This window comes from Lapillicoccus sp., assembly GCF_046595215.1.
In the GTDB taxonomy this organism is placed as follows: domain Bacteria; phylum Actinomycetota; class Actinomycetes; order Actinomycetales; family Dermatophilaceae; genus Lapillicoccus.
The window spans coordinates 1-16,588 of sequence record NZ_JBKJPP010000071.1; the positions used below are offsets into that span (position 1 = coordinate 1).

The following is a 16,588-nucleotide window of genomic DNA, read 5'->3' on the forward strand; positions in this document are numbered from 1 at the left end:
CTTGTCGAAGCCGACCTTCTCCAGGACCTTCCCGATGGCCTTGGCGATCAGCTTGGCGATGAACAGGCCGATGAGCAGGATCAGGATGAACCCGATCAGCTTGGGCACGAACGTGACGACCGCGGTCAGTGCGTTCTTGAGTGCGTCTTCCATGGTGGACCTCCCTGAGGGGATGGAGTGAACGGACGCGGGTCAGCGCCCGCCAGCAAGCAGGATCAGCCGGTCAGTGGAGGCCGCCACCCCCTCGCGCGGCGCCGGGGGACCAGCACGAGGTGACGACCGGAAGACGACGGGGTCAGCGGCCCGCCACACACCTCCCGCGTCGGTCCAACCGCCAGCACGGCCCGGGCCGGAGTGGCCGCCACACGACGTCGCAGGCCCCCTGGCTCCGCCGCTACCGGCAAGGACTGGTGACATCTCATTCCCCGTTCACATCGTTCCTGATGAGCCACCGGGGTCTGGGGTGACACAGCCGAGCAGGACGGCCAAGGTCATGCGAGAGAGGCAACAACGCCCCCTACGCAGGCGGTACCCCGACCTGCGCTGCGACACCCCTCACGGAGCTGTTCAGCACGGGCCTATAGGGGTGGTGGCCCTGGTGGTCGCGGGCGGGAGGACGGGTTCGGGGGTGGTGGACCAACCGGTAGCAGACCCGTTGCCGGGCGACGTCCAACACCACGGCGAACGGTGGCCAGTCCCCCTCCCCGACCGTCCAGCATCGTCCGTGCGCCGGACCGCAGCAGGCCCTAGCGAGCGACGGACTGGTGGGCGCGACGACCGCATCACGAACCTGGGCGGGTAGAGCCCCCATGGCGGTGGACCTCCGACGCAGGTGTGAGCAACTGAGTGGGTTGCCGAGGTCCGGGGCAACCCTTCAAGAAGGCGCAGGCCGAAGACTGCTCACCCCCATCTGCATCGACGCTGCACAAGGAGACACCCGCAGACAGGGGATCACGCCAACCCCTCGGTCAATGTCCGTGATCAGCGCGCCGGCTCCCTGGGCGCGCTCAGCTGCCGGGGCGGAGCACCGGGCCGAGCGCGGTGAGCACTGAGACGTCCTCGATCGTCGGTGGGGTCGGGGGCGAGCCGCCATCAGCGATCTCGCGCATCGTCTTGCGCAGGATCTTGCCCGAGCGGGTCTTGGGCAGCGCGGCAACGATGTCGACCTGGCGCAGGGCCGCGACGGCCCCGACCTCCGAGCGCACCCGAGCCACGAGCTCGGCCCGGATCCGGTCGCCGTCGACGTCGCCGTCGACGCCGGACTTGAGCACCACCAGGGCGCGCGGGACCTGCCCCTTGAGCTCGTCCATGACACCGATCACGGCACACTCGGCGACGGCCTCGTGACCGGCCAGCGCCGCCTCGATCGAGCCGGTCGACAGCCGGTGCCCGGCGACGTTGAGCACGTCGTCGGTGCGTCCCATGACGAAGAGGTAGCCGTCCTCGTCGAGATAGCCGCCGTCCCCGGTGAGGTAGTAGCCGTCGAAGGCCGACAGGTAGGACGCGACGTAGCGCTGGTCATCCTGCCAGAGGGTCGGCAGCGTCCCGGGGGGCATCGGCAGCCGGAGGCAGATCGCCCCCTCCGTGCCGGCCGGCACCTCGGCGCCGCGCTCGTCGAGGATCCGCACGGCATACCCCGGGACCGGCAGGGACGGCGACCCCGGCTTGATCGCCAGGTCCTCGATGCCGCGGGGGCTGGCCGCGATCGGCCACCCCGTCTCGGTCTGCCACCAGTTGTCGATCACCGGGACGCCGAGCCGGTCGCCGGCCCACTTCCACGTGTCGGGGTCCAGTCGCTCTCCGGCGAGGAAGAGGGTGCGCAGGCAGGAGAGGTCGTGCTCACCCATCCTGGTGCCCGCCGGGTCGTCCTTCTTGATCGCCCGGTATGCCGTGGGTGCCGTGAACATCGACACCGCACGGTGCTCGGCGATCACCCTGAAGAATGCCCCGGCATCGGGAGTGCCGACCGGCTTCCCCTCATAGAGAACGCTGCTGCAGCCCGTCAGCAGTGGCGCGTAGACGATGTAGGAGTGGCCCACGACCCACCCGACGTCACTCGCGGTGAACCACGTCTCCCCCGGGTGGACGTCGAAGATGTTCTCCATGGACCATCGCAGGGCGACGGCGTGGCCGCCGTTGTCGCGGACCACGCCCTTGGGCTTCCCGGTCGTGCCGGAGGTGTAGAGGATGTAGAGCGGGTCGGTCGCGGCGACCTCGACGCAGTCGGCGCCGGCCTCGGCGGCGGCGCTGGAGACGAAGTCGCGCCAGTCGACGTCCCGCTCGCCGAGCTCGGCGGGGCCCTGCTCGCGTTGGAGGATGACGCAGCGGCCGGGCTCGTGTGAGGCGCGCGCGATCGCCGCGTCCAGGAACGGCTTGTAGTCCACGACCCGGGTCGGCTCGACGCCGCAGGACGCCGACAGGATCACCTTCGGTTTCGCGTCGTCGATCCGGGCGGCCAGCTCTGCAGGAGCAAACCCGCCGAAGACCACGGAGTGCACGGCCCCGATCCGGGCGCACGCGAGCATCGCGACGACGGCCTCGGGCACCATCGGGAGGTAGATCAGGACCCGGTCCCCCTTGACCACGCCCTCCCCCACCAGCGCGCCGGCGAGGCGCCGCACGTCGGCGAGCAACCCGGCATACGTGATCGAGCGTTGGGTGCTCGTGACGGGCGAGTCGTAGTGGATCGCGACCTGCTCGCCCCGGCCGGCCCCGACGTGTCGGTCGAGGGCGTTGAAGCAGGTGTTGAGCGTGGCGCCCGGGAACCAGCGGTAGAAGGGAGGCCTGCTGTCGTCGAGAACATCGGTGGGCGGCACGATCCAGTCGATCAGCTCAGCCGCCTCCGACCAGAAGGCCTGGGGGTCCGCCAGGCTGCGGGCGTAGGTGCGCGCGTAGGCGCCGGGGTCGCTCATGGACCTGAGCCTGCCGCAGCCGGGCCGCCCTGACCAGAGCCAGGGGGGGCGACGTGCGCCGGGGACCTCACGGAGTGCGCCGAGTGGTCCGGCGCCATCTGACAGCATGCGACTTGTGGAGATCTCGTCGCTGGCGCAGTTGCGCACCTGGCTGGTCGAGGGTCGGCCGCTGACCGGCCTGCGACTGCAGGACCTCGACCTGGGCCCCGTCGAGCCGCAGCTGCTGCGCCGCGCGGACGTCGACGGCCTCGTGGTACTCGGGGGTCACGTGTCGCGCACCCTCGTCGCCCACCTGCAGGCGCACGGAGCGGTCGTCTTCGCGCGCAACGACACCGCGCCGGTCGACGTCTTCCGGGCGCACCTCTACACCGGACCCGAGCTGTATGCCGGGCTGAGTGGACCTGGCGGGTACGCCGACACGGTCGACTCCCGGGCCTACGCCTGGTCCAGGGATGCCCGACTCTCGCGCGACGCCTACGCGACGCTCCTGCGGGCCATCCACGACGACTCGATGAGCGACGCCCTGTCGGAGTGGGTCGAGGGCCGGCAGGTCGTCGGCGTGATGGGCGGGCACGCAGCCGACCGCGGAACGGCTGGGTATGCCGCGTCGGCTCACCTCGGCCGCGACCTCGCCGCGGCAGGGTTCCTCGTCGCGACGGGCGGCGGTCCCGGGGCCATGGAGGCGGCCAACCTCGGGGCGGTCGCCCCCTCCAGCTCGGCCCTGACGGCGGCCCTGGTGACCCTGGCGCAGGTCCCGTCCTTCCGACCGGACGTCGGGGCGTGGGCACGCGTGGCGTTCCAGGTGCTCGAGTCGTTCGGGCCGGCCGGCACGCCCAGGCCACGGTCGCTCGGGATCCCGACGTGGTTCTACGGGCACGAGCCACCCAACGTCTTCGCCGAGGGCATTGCGAAGTACTTCTCCAACGCCGTCAGGGAGGACGGCCTGCTGACCCGGTGCAACGCCGGAGTCGTCGTGCTCCCGGGGGCTGCCGGCACGGTGCAGGAGATCTTCCAGCTCGCGACCCGGCTCTACTACGCACCGGAGGAGGCGGCCCCGCCGCCGCTCGTCCTCGTCGGGAGACACCACTGGACCACAGTCCTGCCGACCGCCCAGCTGCTCGGGGCCCTGGGAGCCGGCCGGGCCATGGGTGACGCCCTTCACCTGGTCGACACCATCGAGGCGGCCATCGCCCTCGTCTGTGGAGAGCACCGACCTCTGGGGAGCGCGGGTTCCTAGAGGGTGCCGAGCGAGCGGACGGCAATCCAGAGGCCGACGAGGATGACGATGATGGCGGTCAGCAGCGGGAGCCGCCGGGACCAGCGCAGCACCAGCGCCTGACCGGGCAGCGCCAGCTGTCCTACCCGCAGCGCGTTCCACCGCTCGAAGCGGTCTCGTGCGGCGACGAGCAGCAGACCCGTCCCCACGAGCGCTGCAGCCATGCCGATGCCGTAGAACAACACCAGGACAGCACCGAACCACGCTCGTCCCAGGGCGATCCCGCCCAGGAGCACCAGCAGGGCCGAGGGGCTGGGCACCATGCCGCCGACCAGTCCCACCGCGGCGAGCCGTCCGTTGGAGAACAAGCGCCTCGTGGGAGGTGTCGCGTGGTCATGGTCGTGCCCGCGGTCATGGTCATGGTCGTGCCCGCGGTCATGGTCATGGTCATGGTCATGGTCATGGTCGTGCCCGTGGTCGTGATCGGCCGGCTGCGGTTCGGTGGTGACCGTGAGCCCGTGAGGGCGCTGGGCCGCCTGGGGGGTCGCCAGTGCCAGGACCTCTGCGTCCTGGTGACTGCCCGGGGCGTCACGGGATGACTCGTGGGTGTCACCGGCGGGCCCGTGCGTGTGACCGGCTGGACCGTGGGTGTGACCTCCGGGGCCGTGCACGTGGCCCGACCGTGCGCTGCGCAGCAGGCTGATGCCGATGCCGGTGAGCAGGACCCCGCTGATCAGGCCCAGCCACGGGTAGGCCTGCTCGGGGGCGACCAGGACGGCCGCCGTCAGGGCCACCCCGAGCAGGAGGACCCCGATCGTGTGGGTCACCGTGACCGAGACGCCGATCACCGCGGCCTGGCGCCAGGTGCCACTGCGCCCCACCAGGTAGGCGGCCATCAGCGTCTTGCCGTGACCCGGGGCGAAGGCGTGCAGCGCGCCCAGGAGGATCGACAACAGCACCGCCAGCACGGCGAACCCCGGCGTCAGGTCGGCGCGGGAGACCAGGTCGGTGTAGGCCGTGGTGATCTGGTCCAGTCCGCGAAACGGGGTGTTGGGCAGCAGTGCGGACGGGCCCGACCTCGTCACCTCACCGGCGCCGGCCACGACCGTGAACGCCGCGGATCTCTGGTCCAGCGGAGACGTCAGGAGATCCTGGGGGTAGGCGCTCAGCTCCTTCGATGGGCTGACCGTCGGCACGTCACTGCCGGACAGGGCAACGCCGTCCCCGACCGCGGTCACCTCGTGCCAGCCGACACGGCCTCCTGTGGGCGCAGCCTGGTAGGACACCGTCCGGCCCACGAGGGACGCGCCGGTGGCGGGAACGCGCAGCGTGCACTCGAGCCTGCTGGTCGCCAGCCCCGCGGCCCCGGGCAGCAGCTGGAGCCGACTCCCCGTCACGCCGAGGGCCTGCACCTGGTCAGTAACCCGGATCTGTGCTGCCGCGGCGAGATTCGCACACTCCTTCACCCGCCAGGCGTCGGCCCCGGCCGGCTGCTGCCCGGACGCAGCGTCCGGGAACGCCTGGAGCGTGGGGATCTCTGCACGATCCACGACGACATCGATGTCGATCGTCGTGGGCCCGACATGGATGCCGCTGTAGTAGTTCACGGTGAAGTTGCCGAGGGGGTGGGCGGAAGCCGCTGGCGCCGACACCAGTGCGAAGCCGGCCATCATCATGAGGCTGACGGCGAGCGCGCGGACCCGCCGGTGCCCGCCGCCTGGCAGCCTCACGGGGCCTTCTTCTGCAGCTCGGCCAGCGCCGCCTTGGCCAGGGGCGCCTGGACGGGAGAGAAGTAGGGGTTGATCGCCAGGGACTTCTCCAGCGAGACCTTCGCCTCGGCGTCGCGATCGAGGGACTTCTCGATCATCCCGCGGTGGTAGGCGAACAGGGCGTTCTTCATCCCCAGACGGTCTGCGGCAACGGCATGCGGCAGCGCCTCGGCGTCCCGCCCCGAGGCATGCAGGGCCCACGCGTAGGCGTCCTCGACGTGGACACTGTTTCGCTGGTCGATCTGCGCCTGGGCAGCACTCAGGGCCCGCGGCGCGCGCCCGTTGTCGGCGTCGAAGAGGGACAGCTCGAGGTCGACGTTGGCGCCCTGGGCCCGGAAGAGCTTGGCGCTCGCCTCGATCAGGGCGAGCTGCGCCGCAGCCTCCTGGGTGCGGTTCACCGACGTGAGCAGGTCGGCATATTCGATCAGGTAGATCGGCTGAGGCAGGCGCGACGTGACCTCCTGCCAGTCGGTGATCGCCTCGCCCGTGCGCCCCTGAGCGGCTTCGACGCGCGCGCGACCCGCGAGTAGCGGGACATAGCTCGGGTTGCGCTCGAGCCCTGCGGCGAAGTGCTGCTCGGCGGTGGCGAGGTCGCCGCTGTTGAACGCGAGCTCGCCCAGGTACTGCTGCGCGAACGCGATATCCCCCGGGCTCTGCGCCACCGCGAGCGCGCGCTCGAGGGCGAACTTCGCCCCGGCGTTGTCCCCGCGCAGCTCATATGAGTAGGAGACCCGCGAGTAGGACGCCACGCCAGGCTTGAGATCGACCATCCGCTGCAACGCGGTGAATGCCTCCGGGTAACGGCCCAGCTCGACCAGGGCGTCGACCATGATGCCGAGGTTCCCCGCGGCATACGGGTCCTTGGTGTCCACAGACTGGGTCAGCTGGAGGGCCTCGCCGAACGCGTGTCGCGACGCAGCGAGTGTTGCCTGCCCCGTGATCGCCCCAGTGTTGTCATCGGGGCGCAGCCGCAGCGACGTCGCGAAGGCGCCGTCGGCCTTGCCGTAGTAGGACGGGTCAGCGGTCAGCCTCGCCTGGACGGTGTAGAGCGAACCCAACGACGACCACGCCGACCAGTCATCGGGCAGCGCACGCAACCGGTCCTGCAGCGCGGCTGCGGCCTTGGTGGCATCGGCGCCGTTGATGACCTGGGCCGGGGGAGCAACCACCCCGCCGCTCACCGCGGGGTCGGACCCGGTGCGGCCGACCCCGCCGGCAATCGCGCCGAAGGTCAGCATGAGCACCGACAGGCCGATCACTGTCGCGATCTGCCGCACCGAGGGGCGTCTCCTCCGCGAGGTCGTCTCATGCGGAGGTTTCTCACTTCGAGGTGCCTGGAGGGTGCTCACCCGGTGGGTCCGGTGGAGACCAGGTCTGCGGAGACCACCAGGTTGTCCGGATACTTTCCCAGGGCCGAGTCGAAGGTGCCATCGCAGGTGATCAGGTGGACGCTGGGCTTCCCGTCGGTGCGGTAGACAACCTGATCGGGGTAGTTCGTGCGTGGGTAGGTAGTTTTCCCGACGACCTTGAACGTTGCGGATGTCTTGTCGGCGCGGTCCACGACCACCAGGTCGCCCTCGACCAGGTCCTTGAGGCGGGCGAAGACGGCCGGCCCGGCCCGGCTGGTGACGTGTCCGGCAATAATCGTCGCCCCCTGGGCGCCGGGGCGAGGCCCGTCGCTCCACCAGCCGATGTCGCTGAACTGGGTCGGCGCGCCGAGGACCTGGTCGGCCTGGACCTGCAGGCCCACGAGTGCCTGGTTGATGTTGAGCCTCGGAATGTGCACGGCCGTAGCCGTCGCCGAGCTTTCGTCGCTCGCGGTGAGTGGGGGCGGTTCCGCCCCGACGCTCGCGGCGACCTGGTCCGCGCCGGGAATGTTCAGAGCCGGAGACGCTGCTCCCGCCTGGGCGACGTCACCGCCGACATGGCTCCCGGTCTGCGGATCGCCCGCCTGCGGATCGGCCGCCTGCGGATCGACAGTGGCAGACGACACAGCCGTGGCCGCATCCTGCCGCTCGATCAGGTGCTGCAGACCCATCCCCGATGCCACGAGGGCCAGCGAGGCGCCGGCGACCATCACGGTGCGGTAGGCCCGGCTCCGGCCGAGTAGAGCGGCAATGTCGGGACGTTTCATGGTTACCACGCTCTCATGTCAACACCATCACGTTCACCAGCGTCACGTTCACCAGCGTCACGTTCACCACCACCGCCGGAGCCGAAGCGGTCGGGCTCGCGCCCGACCACTCCGGCTCCGTGTTGGGTCAGGAGGTGCTGACAGCCTTACCGGACTGACGACGCTCACGACGGTAGAGCAGGAAGCCTCCACCGGCAGCGAGCACCCCGGCGAACCCACCGAGGACACCCGGCAGCATGGCAGCGTTGTCGCCCGACGCGGGGGTCTCGGCTCCCGTGTTCATGGCACCGCGAGGTGATGCCGCACCCGCACCCGAGCCGGAGTTCGGCAGGGCGAGGTACGGGAACGAGGTCCCGAAGGCGACGTCGTTGGCGTTCACGCCGTCACCAGCCGCGAGCGGCTTGACCAGGGTCACGCCCGTGGGAGCGCCGGCCTTGTCGACCTTCACCGCACCCTCGACGGCCTGAAGCTCGATGTCGACGACATCGTCGGCGAGCCGGCGCCCGTTCGGGAAGCCGGCATTGTCACCGGCCAGCACACCGAGCCGGTTCGGGCTGCTGCTGGGCTTGATCGAGGTGTTGAGACGCAGCATCTCCGCCGGAGTGGGGTTCGCGGGCTGGTTGAGGCCCTTGAGCCCGGTCAGGAAGATCGCGACCAGGTCGTTGCGCGGCGTGGGAGGCGCCTTGATCCCGTAGATCTTCTCGATCAACATGGGCACCTCAGGCGTGGTGACCTTGTCGACCACCGGCTGGACCGTCCGGTCCTTCTCCGGCGGGAGGGCGTTGAAGGCGTCCTTCAGGCCGGTCGGCACGACGATCTCGTTGACGAGCGGGTTGCCCAGTCGGGAGACCTGGACGTAGTCGCCGCTGTACTTCTGGGTGCCATCGGCGGCCTGCACGCGCATGCTCGGCCGGTCCGTGGTGCTCCACACACCGATCACCGGGTCGTTGGCGCTCAGACCCAGTTCCGTCTTCGGGATCTGCAGCGCCACGCTGTTGACGTTGTAACCGTTGAGGGTGTCCTTGCCGGACTCCTTCAGGTTGGCGCCGTAGAGCAGGTCGAAGACGCGCAGGTCGAGGAAGAACGGGTCGTCTGCCTGGCCGGCGAAGGCCTGTCCGCCACCCTGGACCGGGACGACGGCCTGCTTGCGCAGCGCGCCGTAGTCCGGCATGGACGCCTTTCCGACGTTCGAGGGAGCCACGGGGGCGTTGTCGATCAGCACCGTCGCCTTGCCTGCCGCGTCGATCTTGCTCAGCGTGTAGGTCTGACGGAACAACAACGTCTTGTCGCTGAGCGACTTCACCGGACCGTTGTTGTAGAGGAACGTCTTGGTGGCCCGGTCGTCCTGGGTCTTGAAGACCCACTGGTAGGTGATGTCCGGCTTGGAGTCACCGTTGGTGTCCAGCTTGATGTTGTAGTGGGCATCGGTGGAGAACGGATAGAAGTTGGGTCCGCCGGCCGGCTCCTCGAACGGGATCCAGTTGGCGATCAGCGTCACCGTGTTGGACTTGTCGGGGCTGACGAACGCGTAGGTGTCCGTGTTGTCGGCCTGCGGGTCCGCTGCCGTCAGGGGCGCCTCGCGGTGGCTCGACGCGGCGCTCTGGCCGGGGCCGAGCAGGAGGGCAGAAGATCCGAGCACCAGCGCGGAGCCCGCGAGGGCGACCGTGGAGCTGCGCAGGACGGTGGAGCGTCGACTGGCAACAGCCTGTCGGTTCCTTCGGGATCGTGCGGTCATGGGTTAAGCCCCGTTCGTCTTGGACATCATGGGAGTTGACAAAAGTCCGAGTCACGGGCTCTGCTCCACAAGGGGACAAAGCTGAAGGAATCGGCTGGAACAAGGATGAGTATTACAGCAAGAGATACCCAGCCAGCGTCGTTCTTGGTTGCGGATCGGTGCCGTTCATGGCTCGGACGTCACCAACGTCAGACCTTAGCCGTCCGGGCGCGGAAGAAACGTCAAAGAACAGTAAATAATGGGCAAGAACGAGCCTGAAGTCTTGCTCCAGCCGTCCAATTGCCTGCATTCCGTGGTAGGGGATGCGCTGGACCTCTTGGTGACCGAAACGTAATACTGTCGTAAGGCTGGTGGGTCAGGTGCCGGCGGCCCGGGCTCCCACGAACGCGTCAACGCAGGCGTGCACGTCCGCCTCGGAGTGGGCCGCCGAGAGCTGGACCCGGATCCGGGCCCTGCCCCGCGGCACCACGGGATGGGAGAAGGCGATGACGTAGACGCCGTGCTCGAGCATGTGCTCGGCCACGGCAGCGGCCCGGAGCGCGCCGTCCTCCCCCGGGAACATCACCGGGGTGATCGGGTGGGAACCGGGCAGCAACTCGAATCCGGCCTCGGTCATGAGCGAGCGGAAGAGGTCGGTGTTGCGCCGCAGGACCGCGCGCGAGTCCCCCGAGCCGGCGACCATGTCGAGGGCCGCGATCGACCCGGCCGCGACCGCCGGCGCCACCGAGTTGGAGAAGAGGTAGGGCCGGGAGCGCTGTCGCAGCAGGTCGACGATCTCCTGGTGCGAGCTGACATAACCGCCGGAGGCGCCCCCGAGAGCCTTGCCGAGGGTGCCGGTGACGATGTCGACCCGATCACGCACGCCGTAGAGCTCAGGGGTGCCGCCACCGCCCTTGCCGATGAAGCCCACCGCGTGCGAGTCGTCCACGAGGACCATCGCGCCGAACTCGTCTGCCAGGTCACAGATCTCGTCGAGGGGCGCGAAGGACCCGTCCATCGAGAACACGCCGTCGGTGACGACGACCGTGCGCCGACATCCCGTCGCCGCCTCGAGCTGGGCGCGCAGGTCGGTCATGTCCGCGTTGCGGTAGCGGAACCGCTTGGCCTTGGACAGCCGCACCCCGTCAATGATCGATGCATGGTTGAGCTCGTCCGAGATGATCGCGTCCTCGGCGCCGAACAGCACCTCGAACACCCCCCCGTTGGCGTCGAAGCACGAGGAGAAGAGGATCGTCGCCTCCGTCCCGAGCAGGTCGGAGATCTTGCGCTCGAGCGCGGTGTGCAGCGTCTGGGTGCCGCAGATGAAGCGCACCGACGCCATCCCGAAACCCCACTCGTCGAGCGCCTGCTTCGCCGCGGCCACGACGTCGGGATGGTCGGCCAGCCCGAGGTAGTTGTTGGCGCAGAAGTTGAGGGCCGCGGCCCTGCGGGTGGTCACGTGGGCGGACTGCGGCGAGGTCAGCTCGCGCTCGTTCTTGTAGAGCCCCGCGTCACGGATCTCCTGCAACGTCGTCGCCAGCTCGTCCTTGACCGATCCATACATCGTCTGTCTCCTCGCGCGCGCTCGTCCACGGTGGCCCACGACGACCGTAGCCGCCTAAGGCGCCAGCTCGGCCGGCATACGATCGGCTGATGACGGTGCGGGACTACTCGGCGATCGACCCGGCCATCCACGCCCGTGGTGAGGAGGACATCGCCTTCGAGCGGCGCTTCGGACCGTGGGCGGCACCGACCCCGGTGGAGGCGGTCGCGGTGCTCGCCGCCTTCCCGCGCCCCTGGTGGGTGTGCGGCGGGTATGCCGTGGAGGCGTTCACCGGTGTGGTGCGTCCTCACGACGACCTCGACATCGGCTTCTTCCGGCGCGACCTCGCCGTGCTCCGCGAGGCGCTCGGCGATCGCTACGACCTCTGGTCGGTCGGCAGCGGGATGCTGCGCCCGCTGACCGACATCTTCCCCGACCTCCACGCGGGTTCGGAGCAGGTCTGGATCCGCGAGCACGCCTGGTCCCCGTGGCGGCTCGACCTGCTCGCGACCGAGGACCGGGACGGTCAGTGGATCAACAAGCGCGAGACCTCGTTCGCCGCACCCCTGGAGGAGATCACCTGGGTCGCGGACGACGGCATCCGCTACCTCGCTCCGGACCTCGTCCTGGCGATCAAGGCCAAGCTCAAGCGACCGAAGGACGACCGTGACCTGGAGGCGGCCCTGCCTCTGCTCGACGCCCCGGCGCGGGACCGGCTGCGGTCGTTCCTGGAGCGCCAGCACCCTCACCACGAGTGGCTGACCCGTCTCTGAGTCGGGCCGCCCGCAACCCTCCCGGCGGCGTTGGTCCCGGTGACTACGATCGCCGAATGGCTCCCGACCAGGCACACGCTCTCTCACACGTTGACTGCGTCGCCGCCATCACCGAGCACAGTGCGGGGCTCGCGTCGGCAGCGCACGGCCGGCTCGACGCCACGGTCGAGCACTGTCCCGGATGGAGCGTCGCCGATCTCGTGGCCCACGTCGTCGACGTCCACTGGTTCTGGGCCACCATCGTCGAGGAAGGTCTCGCCGAGCCGCCGGCCCCGGCCCGACGACCGGCGCGCGTTCCCGACGACCGGCTCGTCGCGACCTTCCGCGCCGGGGCCGAGCGACTGTGCCGGGTGCTTGCTGACGCCGTCCCCCGCGACCGGGTCTGGACCTGGGCGCCGGCGCACCGGGACGTGGCCTTCGTCATCCGCCACCAGGTACAGGAGATCGCGGTCCACCACTGGGACGCCGTGAACGCCGCGGGGGGCACGCTCACCATCGGCGCGGTGCCTGCAGCCGACGCCGTCGACGAGTTCCTCCACGTCTCCGTCTCGTCAGGAGACAATCCGGCGGACCCGCCCCTGCCGGCTCTCGATGGCAGGTTCGCCCTGCAGTGCACGGACACGGCCGCGGCGTGGCTGGTCACCGACGGCCCAACGCCGGGGACAGTTCGGGTGACGACCGGGGCCCACGGCGAGGCGTCAACCGTCAGGGCGAGCGCTTCCGACCTCTTGCTGTGGCTCTACCGGCGGGTCACGGTCGACAGCAGTGCCGTGGATCCTGCACTGCTCAAACGCTTTCGGGCCCTGATCTTCACCGGCTGAGGACAGGACCCCGACGCCCAGCCGGACACCCGGCATACGGGCTGGCGGGTCAGCTCCAGTCGAGGACGACCTTGCCGCACTGCCCGGAGCGGGCCGTGGCGAAGGCCTCCTCCCAGCTCTCGGCCGGGAAGCGGTGGGTGATGACCGAGGTGATGGCAGCGCGGAACGTCTCCGAGCTCGAGAGCATCGAGCTCATCGCGTACCAGGTGTCGTACATCTGCCGGCCGTAGATCCCCTTGAGCGTGATCATGTGGGTGATCACCCGGGCCCAGTCGATGGGGTATGCCGCCGCGGGGAGGCCGAGCATGGCCACCCGGGCGCCGTGGTTGAGGTTGGCCAGCATGTCCTCCACAGCAGCCGGGACGCCCGACATCTCGAGCCCGATGTCGAAGCCCTCCCTCATGTCCAGCTGGCGCTGCGCGTCTGCCAGGCAGGCCCGCCGCACGTTGAGCACGAGGTCGGCACCCGCCCGCCGCGCGAGGTCGAGCCGGTAGTCGCTGAGGTCGGTCACGACCACGTGGCGGGCACCCGCGTGACGCGCGATCGCCGCCGCCATCACGCCGATCGGACCCGCGCCGGTGATGACGACATCCTCACCCACCATCGACCACTGCAGCGCTGTGTGTGTGGCGTTGCCGAGGGGGTCGAAGATGGCCCCGAGGTCAGGATCGAGGTCGGCAGGCTGCACCCAGACGTTGCTCGCCGGGATGACGACGTAGTCGGCGAAGGCGCCGTCGCGGTTGACGCCGACGCCCTGGGTGTGAATGCACACGTGACGCCGCCCCGCCCGGCAGTTGCGACAGGTGCCGCAGACGATGTGTCCCTCGCCCGAGACGCGGTCACCGACGCCACAGCTGACGACGTCCTCGCCGATCTCGACGACCTCGCCGAAGAACTCGTGGCCGATGACGAGCGGGGCGCGGACCGTGGAGGCCGCCCAGTCGTCCCAGTGCTCGAGATGCAGGTCGGTGCCGCACACACCGGCCCGCAGGACGCGGATCTTCACATCATTCGGCCCGGCCGTCGGCTCGGGCCGCTCGACCAGCTCGAGTCCGGGTCCGGCCGAGACCTTGGTCAGCGCACGCACCGTGGTGGTCCTCCCCTCGTGCCGTCCCCCCGACGGTGGGCTGCGGCCGCGGTCAATCTACCGTCCTGCTCGCCACGAACAGGTGCACCCAAAGCGGCGACACCGGGCCCCTTCCGGGAGGATCATCGGCTCATGGACGAGCAGCGACGACGGGTGAGAGGGCTCTTCGACGCCCTGGCCGAGACGTATGACCAGGTGGGCGTCGAGTTCTTCGCGCCCATCGCCGAGGGCTTGGTGTCCGCGCTCGCCCCGCAGCCCGGCGAGCACGCCCTGGACCTCGGCTGCGGCCGGGGTGCGGCCCTGCTCCCGATCGCCCGGGCTGTCGGCCCGACCGGGCGCGCGCTGGGGGGGGACCTCTCGCCCCACATGGTGGCCCAGTGCCGCCAGCTCGCGGCGGCGGAAGGTCTCGACCAGGTCGAGGTGCGAGAGCTCGATGCCCAGGAACCGGTCCTGCCCGACGACGGCCACCCCGCCGATCTCGACCTCATCTCCTCATCGCTCGTCGTGTTCTTCCTCCCCGACCCCCTGGCGGCGCTGGGCCGCTGGCTGCCGTTGCTGCGTCCGGGGGGCCGGGTCGGCATCTCGACCTTCGCCGGCCAGGACCCCGCCTGGGCCCACGTCGAGGAGGTGTTCCGGCCCTATCTGACGGCGGAGATGCTCGATGCCCGCACGAGCGGGCGGGCGGGGCCGTTCGCCTCGGACGACGGGGTCGAGGAGCTGCTCCAGCGCGCGGGCTATACCGATGTGCGCACCACCCACCTACACCTCGGCGTGCATTTCACGGACCCCGAGCACTGGTACCGGTTCTCGATGTCCGTGGGCCAGCGGGCCTTCTGGGCGGCCGTCCCCGAGGGCGAACGCCCGGCGATCAAGGACGAGGCGCAGCGGCGGTTGGCCGACCTGGCCGCGGACGACGGGTCGCTGCACTTTGCTCAGGACGTGCGCTACACGTTGGGATTCCGCCACGGATAGCCCGACGGCGCCCGACTCCTGTGCCTGCCGACTGGGACGACGGCCGTGCAGAGCCTGGGACGACGGCCGTGCGCAGTGGGGGACGACGGCTGTGCGCGTGGCGCACGGGTCAGCAGGGCGGCCAGTCGCTGACGACTACCCGAGGTGCTGTCAGATCCGATCTGCTGTCAGAACGGAGGGGGCTCGAGGTCGTCAGCGACCTGCCGCTCGACATCGGTGACCGGGAGGTTGACGGGATCCTCGTAGTTGTGACGTCGGCTGATGTAGGTCCGCCCACCCATCGTCTTCCAGGTCACGACCCCCTCGGCGTCCATGCTGCTCGACCAGGTGCCACGCGTCTTGTGGTGGTGATGTCGTCGGTGCTTCGCGTTGAGGTTGTCGATCGACGTCGAGCCCTTGGGCCACGCGATCTCGTGGTCGTTGTCGCACCGAAACGCCGGCACCGTGCAACCGGGACCGCGGCACATGCTGTCCAACGCCGCCACAAGATCACTCATGGCCCTCGTCGGCCGGTACCGCTGGGTCGACAGCTCCAGACCGGCACCGGTCAGCGGATCGGTCACGAGGCGGCGCCAGATCGAGCCCTCGGCGAGAGCGATCTGACGAGCGTTGACGGCGGTGATGAAACCCCAGCCGGGGATCTCGGCTACCGCGTCGTCCAACCCCAACAGCGTCGACAGCGACACGACCACGTTGACGTGGCCCGGCGGGAAAGCCCGAACCCCCCGCGCCCACCCACCCGGCCCACCGGCAGCAGCCGGCCCACCGCCGGCACCGGTAGCCGCGGGCGCGACGGTAGCCGCGGGCCCACCGCTGCCACCGGTGGCCTCACCCTCGAGGTGTTGACCCGGCCACCCGGAGATCAGCAGGTCCAGCGCGACGTCCGAGCGCAGCGCCGCCAACGTGCGCTCGTCACCAGAAGACCGCAGCGTGCGGGCGATCTCCTCCACCCGATCCAGGGCCGCCACCACGCGGTCCCCGTCGCCGGTCACGGTCAGGACCCCCGACCCGTCCTGCCGCAGCTCACCGAACGCGGTCCGGCGTGAAACAGCATCCGCCTTGACCTTCACCAGATCAGGCTCGTGCAGGACCACCTGACGACGCAGCTCACGGGTGAAGGACTGATGCGAGCGCGTCGTGCCGTCCGCGCACGGGCCAAGGACCCGGGTCGTGATCGCCCGCACGTCGCTCGGGTCACACAACCGCGTCACCTCCAGGACCCGCTTGCACCTGGACAAGGCCACCTCCCCGCGAGCCAACATGCCCAACATCACCGTGCTGCGCCCGTCAAGGTTCTGCGCCAGGCACAACCGCTGCTGGACGTCACCCTCCGACAGACCCGTCGCCGAGACCACCTCATCGACCGCGCAGGCATCCGCCTCATGCCCGACACTCGCCCGGCTCGGCGTCGCGCACTGCAGGAACGACGTGTCGTCGTACAGCGCCTCGCACTGCTCACCAACAGCCTCCCGAAGACGCGCCAACGCGGCCAGCCCCTCGAAGTCGGCCCACGCCTTGACCCGCTCAACCGCCTCGATCAGGACCAGCTCCTCCGCAATCCACTCCGTCGGCAGCTCACGCACCGAGCGCCCACTCAACACCGCCGAGGTCACAGCCCAATGCGCATCCGAGATCCCACGCCCACCC

13 protein-coding genes are annotated in these 16,588 nt (G+C 69.9%); 4 read left to right on the forward strand and 9 right to left on the reverse strand.

Annotated features, from left to right (window positions below; translation table 11 throughout):
- A partial coding sequence (locus ACLL9L_RS05900) for a mechanosensitive ion channel family protein (protein ID WP_411283724.1) occupies positions 1–153 on the reverse strand: 153 nt, incomplete at its 3' end.
- 854 nt (positions 154–1,007) lie between these two features.
- Positions 1,008–2,912 carry an AMP-binding protein gene (locus ACLL9L_RS05905; RefSeq protein WP_411283712.1) on the reverse strand — a complete coding sequence of 635 codons (1,905 nt, stop codon included), beginning with the start codon at positions 2,910–2,912 and terminating at the stop codon, positions 1,008–1,010.
- A 106-nt stretch (positions 2,913–3,018) separates the two neighbouring features.
- On the opposite strand from ACLL9L_RS05905, the gene ACLL9L_RS05910 reads away from it, so the two are divergent.
- A complete protein-coding gene (locus tag ACLL9L_RS05910) occupies positions 3,019–4,149 on the forward strand; it encodes an LOG family protein (protein WP_411283713.1) in 1,131 nt (376 codons plus the stop codon).
- On the opposite strand, the gene ACLL9L_RS05915 is transcribed toward ACLL9L_RS05910, so the two are convergent.
- The 5 genes from ACLL9L_RS05915 to ACLL9L_RS05935 all read right to left on the reverse strand — a co-directional run bounded on the left by ACLL9L_RS05915 (position 4,146) and on the right by ACLL9L_RS05935 (position 11,309).
- Positions 4,146–5,858 (reverse strand): nickel/cobalt transporter, encoded by a 1,713-nt coding sequence (locus ACLL9L_RS05915; RefSeq protein ID WP_411283714.1) that lies wholly within the window; start codon positions 5,856–5,858, stop codon positions 4,146–4,148. The two genes, ACLL9L_RS05910 and ACLL9L_RS05915, sit on opposite strands and share 4 nt — an antisense overlap.
- Positions 5,855–7,174, reverse strand: a complete 1,320-nt coding sequence (locus ACLL9L_RS05920) for a tetratricopeptide repeat protein (protein WP_411283715.1) — start codon at positions 7,172–7,174, stop codon at positions 5,855–5,857. Before ACLL9L_RS05920 ends, ACLL9L_RS05915 begins: the two co-directional genes overlap by 4 nt.
- A 68-nt stretch (positions 7,175–7,242) precedes the next feature.
- Positions 7,243–8,031 (reverse strand): class F sortase, encoded by a 789-nt coding sequence (locus tag ACLL9L_RS05925; protein ID WP_411283716.1) that lies wholly within the window; start codon positions 8,029–8,031, stop codon positions 7,243–7,245.
- Between the two features lie 127 nt (positions 8,032–8,158).
- The gene (locus ACLL9L_RS05930; RefSeq protein ID WP_411283717.1) at positions 8,159–9,766 is read right to left on the reverse strand and encodes a DUF4331 domain-containing protein; all 1,608 of its coding nucleotides are present in this window, start codon (positions 9,764–9,766) and stop codon (positions 8,159–8,161) included.
- Positions 9,767–10,121: 355 nt separating this feature from the next.
- Positions 10,122–11,309 (reverse strand): glycine C-acetyltransferase, encoded by a 1,188-nt coding sequence (locus ACLL9L_RS05935; RefSeq protein WP_411283718.1) that lies wholly within the window; start codon positions 11,307–11,309, stop codon positions 10,122–10,124.
- Positions 11,310–11,398: 89 nt separating this feature from the next.
- Here ACLL9L_RS05935 and ACLL9L_RS05940 point away from each other — a divergent pair, with 89 nt between their 5' ends.
- Both ACLL9L_RS05940 and ACLL9L_RS05945 read left to right on the forward strand, forming a co-directional pair.
- Complete coding sequence (locus ACLL9L_RS05940) at positions 11,399–12,061, forward strand: nucleotidyltransferase domain-containing protein (RefSeq protein ID WP_411283719.1); 663 nt, start codon at positions 11,399–11,401, stop codon at positions 12,059–12,061.
- 56 nt (positions 12,062–12,117) lie between these two features.
- Positions 12,118–12,882 carry a maleylpyruvate isomerase N-terminal domain-containing protein gene (locus ACLL9L_RS05945; RefSeq protein ID WP_411283720.1) on the forward strand — a complete coding sequence of 255 codons (765 nt, stop codon included), beginning with the start codon at positions 12,118–12,120 and terminating at the stop codon, positions 12,880–12,882.
- Between the two features lie 49 nt (positions 12,883–12,931).
- Here the strand turns inward: ACLL9L_RS05945 and tdh are convergent, their stop codons facing one another.
- Complete coding sequence (gene tdh, locus ACLL9L_RS05950; protein ID WP_411283721.1) at positions 12,932–13,969, reverse strand: L-threonine 3-dehydrogenase; 1,038 nt, start codon at positions 13,967–13,969, stop codon at positions 12,932–12,934.
- A gap of 132 nt (positions 13,970–14,101) precedes the next feature.
- Between tdh and ACLL9L_RS05955 the strand changes: the two genes are divergently transcribed.
- On the forward strand, positions 14,102–14,941 hold the full coding sequence (locus ACLL9L_RS05955) for a class I SAM-dependent methyltransferase (protein ID WP_411283722.1): 840 nt from the start codon (positions 14,102–14,104) through the stop codon (positions 14,939–14,941).
- A gap of 167 nt (positions 14,942–15,108) precedes the next feature.
- Here the strand turns inward: ACLL9L_RS05955 and ACLL9L_RS05960 are convergent.
- A partial coding sequence (locus tag ACLL9L_RS05960) for a hypothetical protein (RefSeq protein WP_411283723.1) occupies positions 15,109–16,588 on the reverse strand: 1,480 nt, incomplete at its 5' end.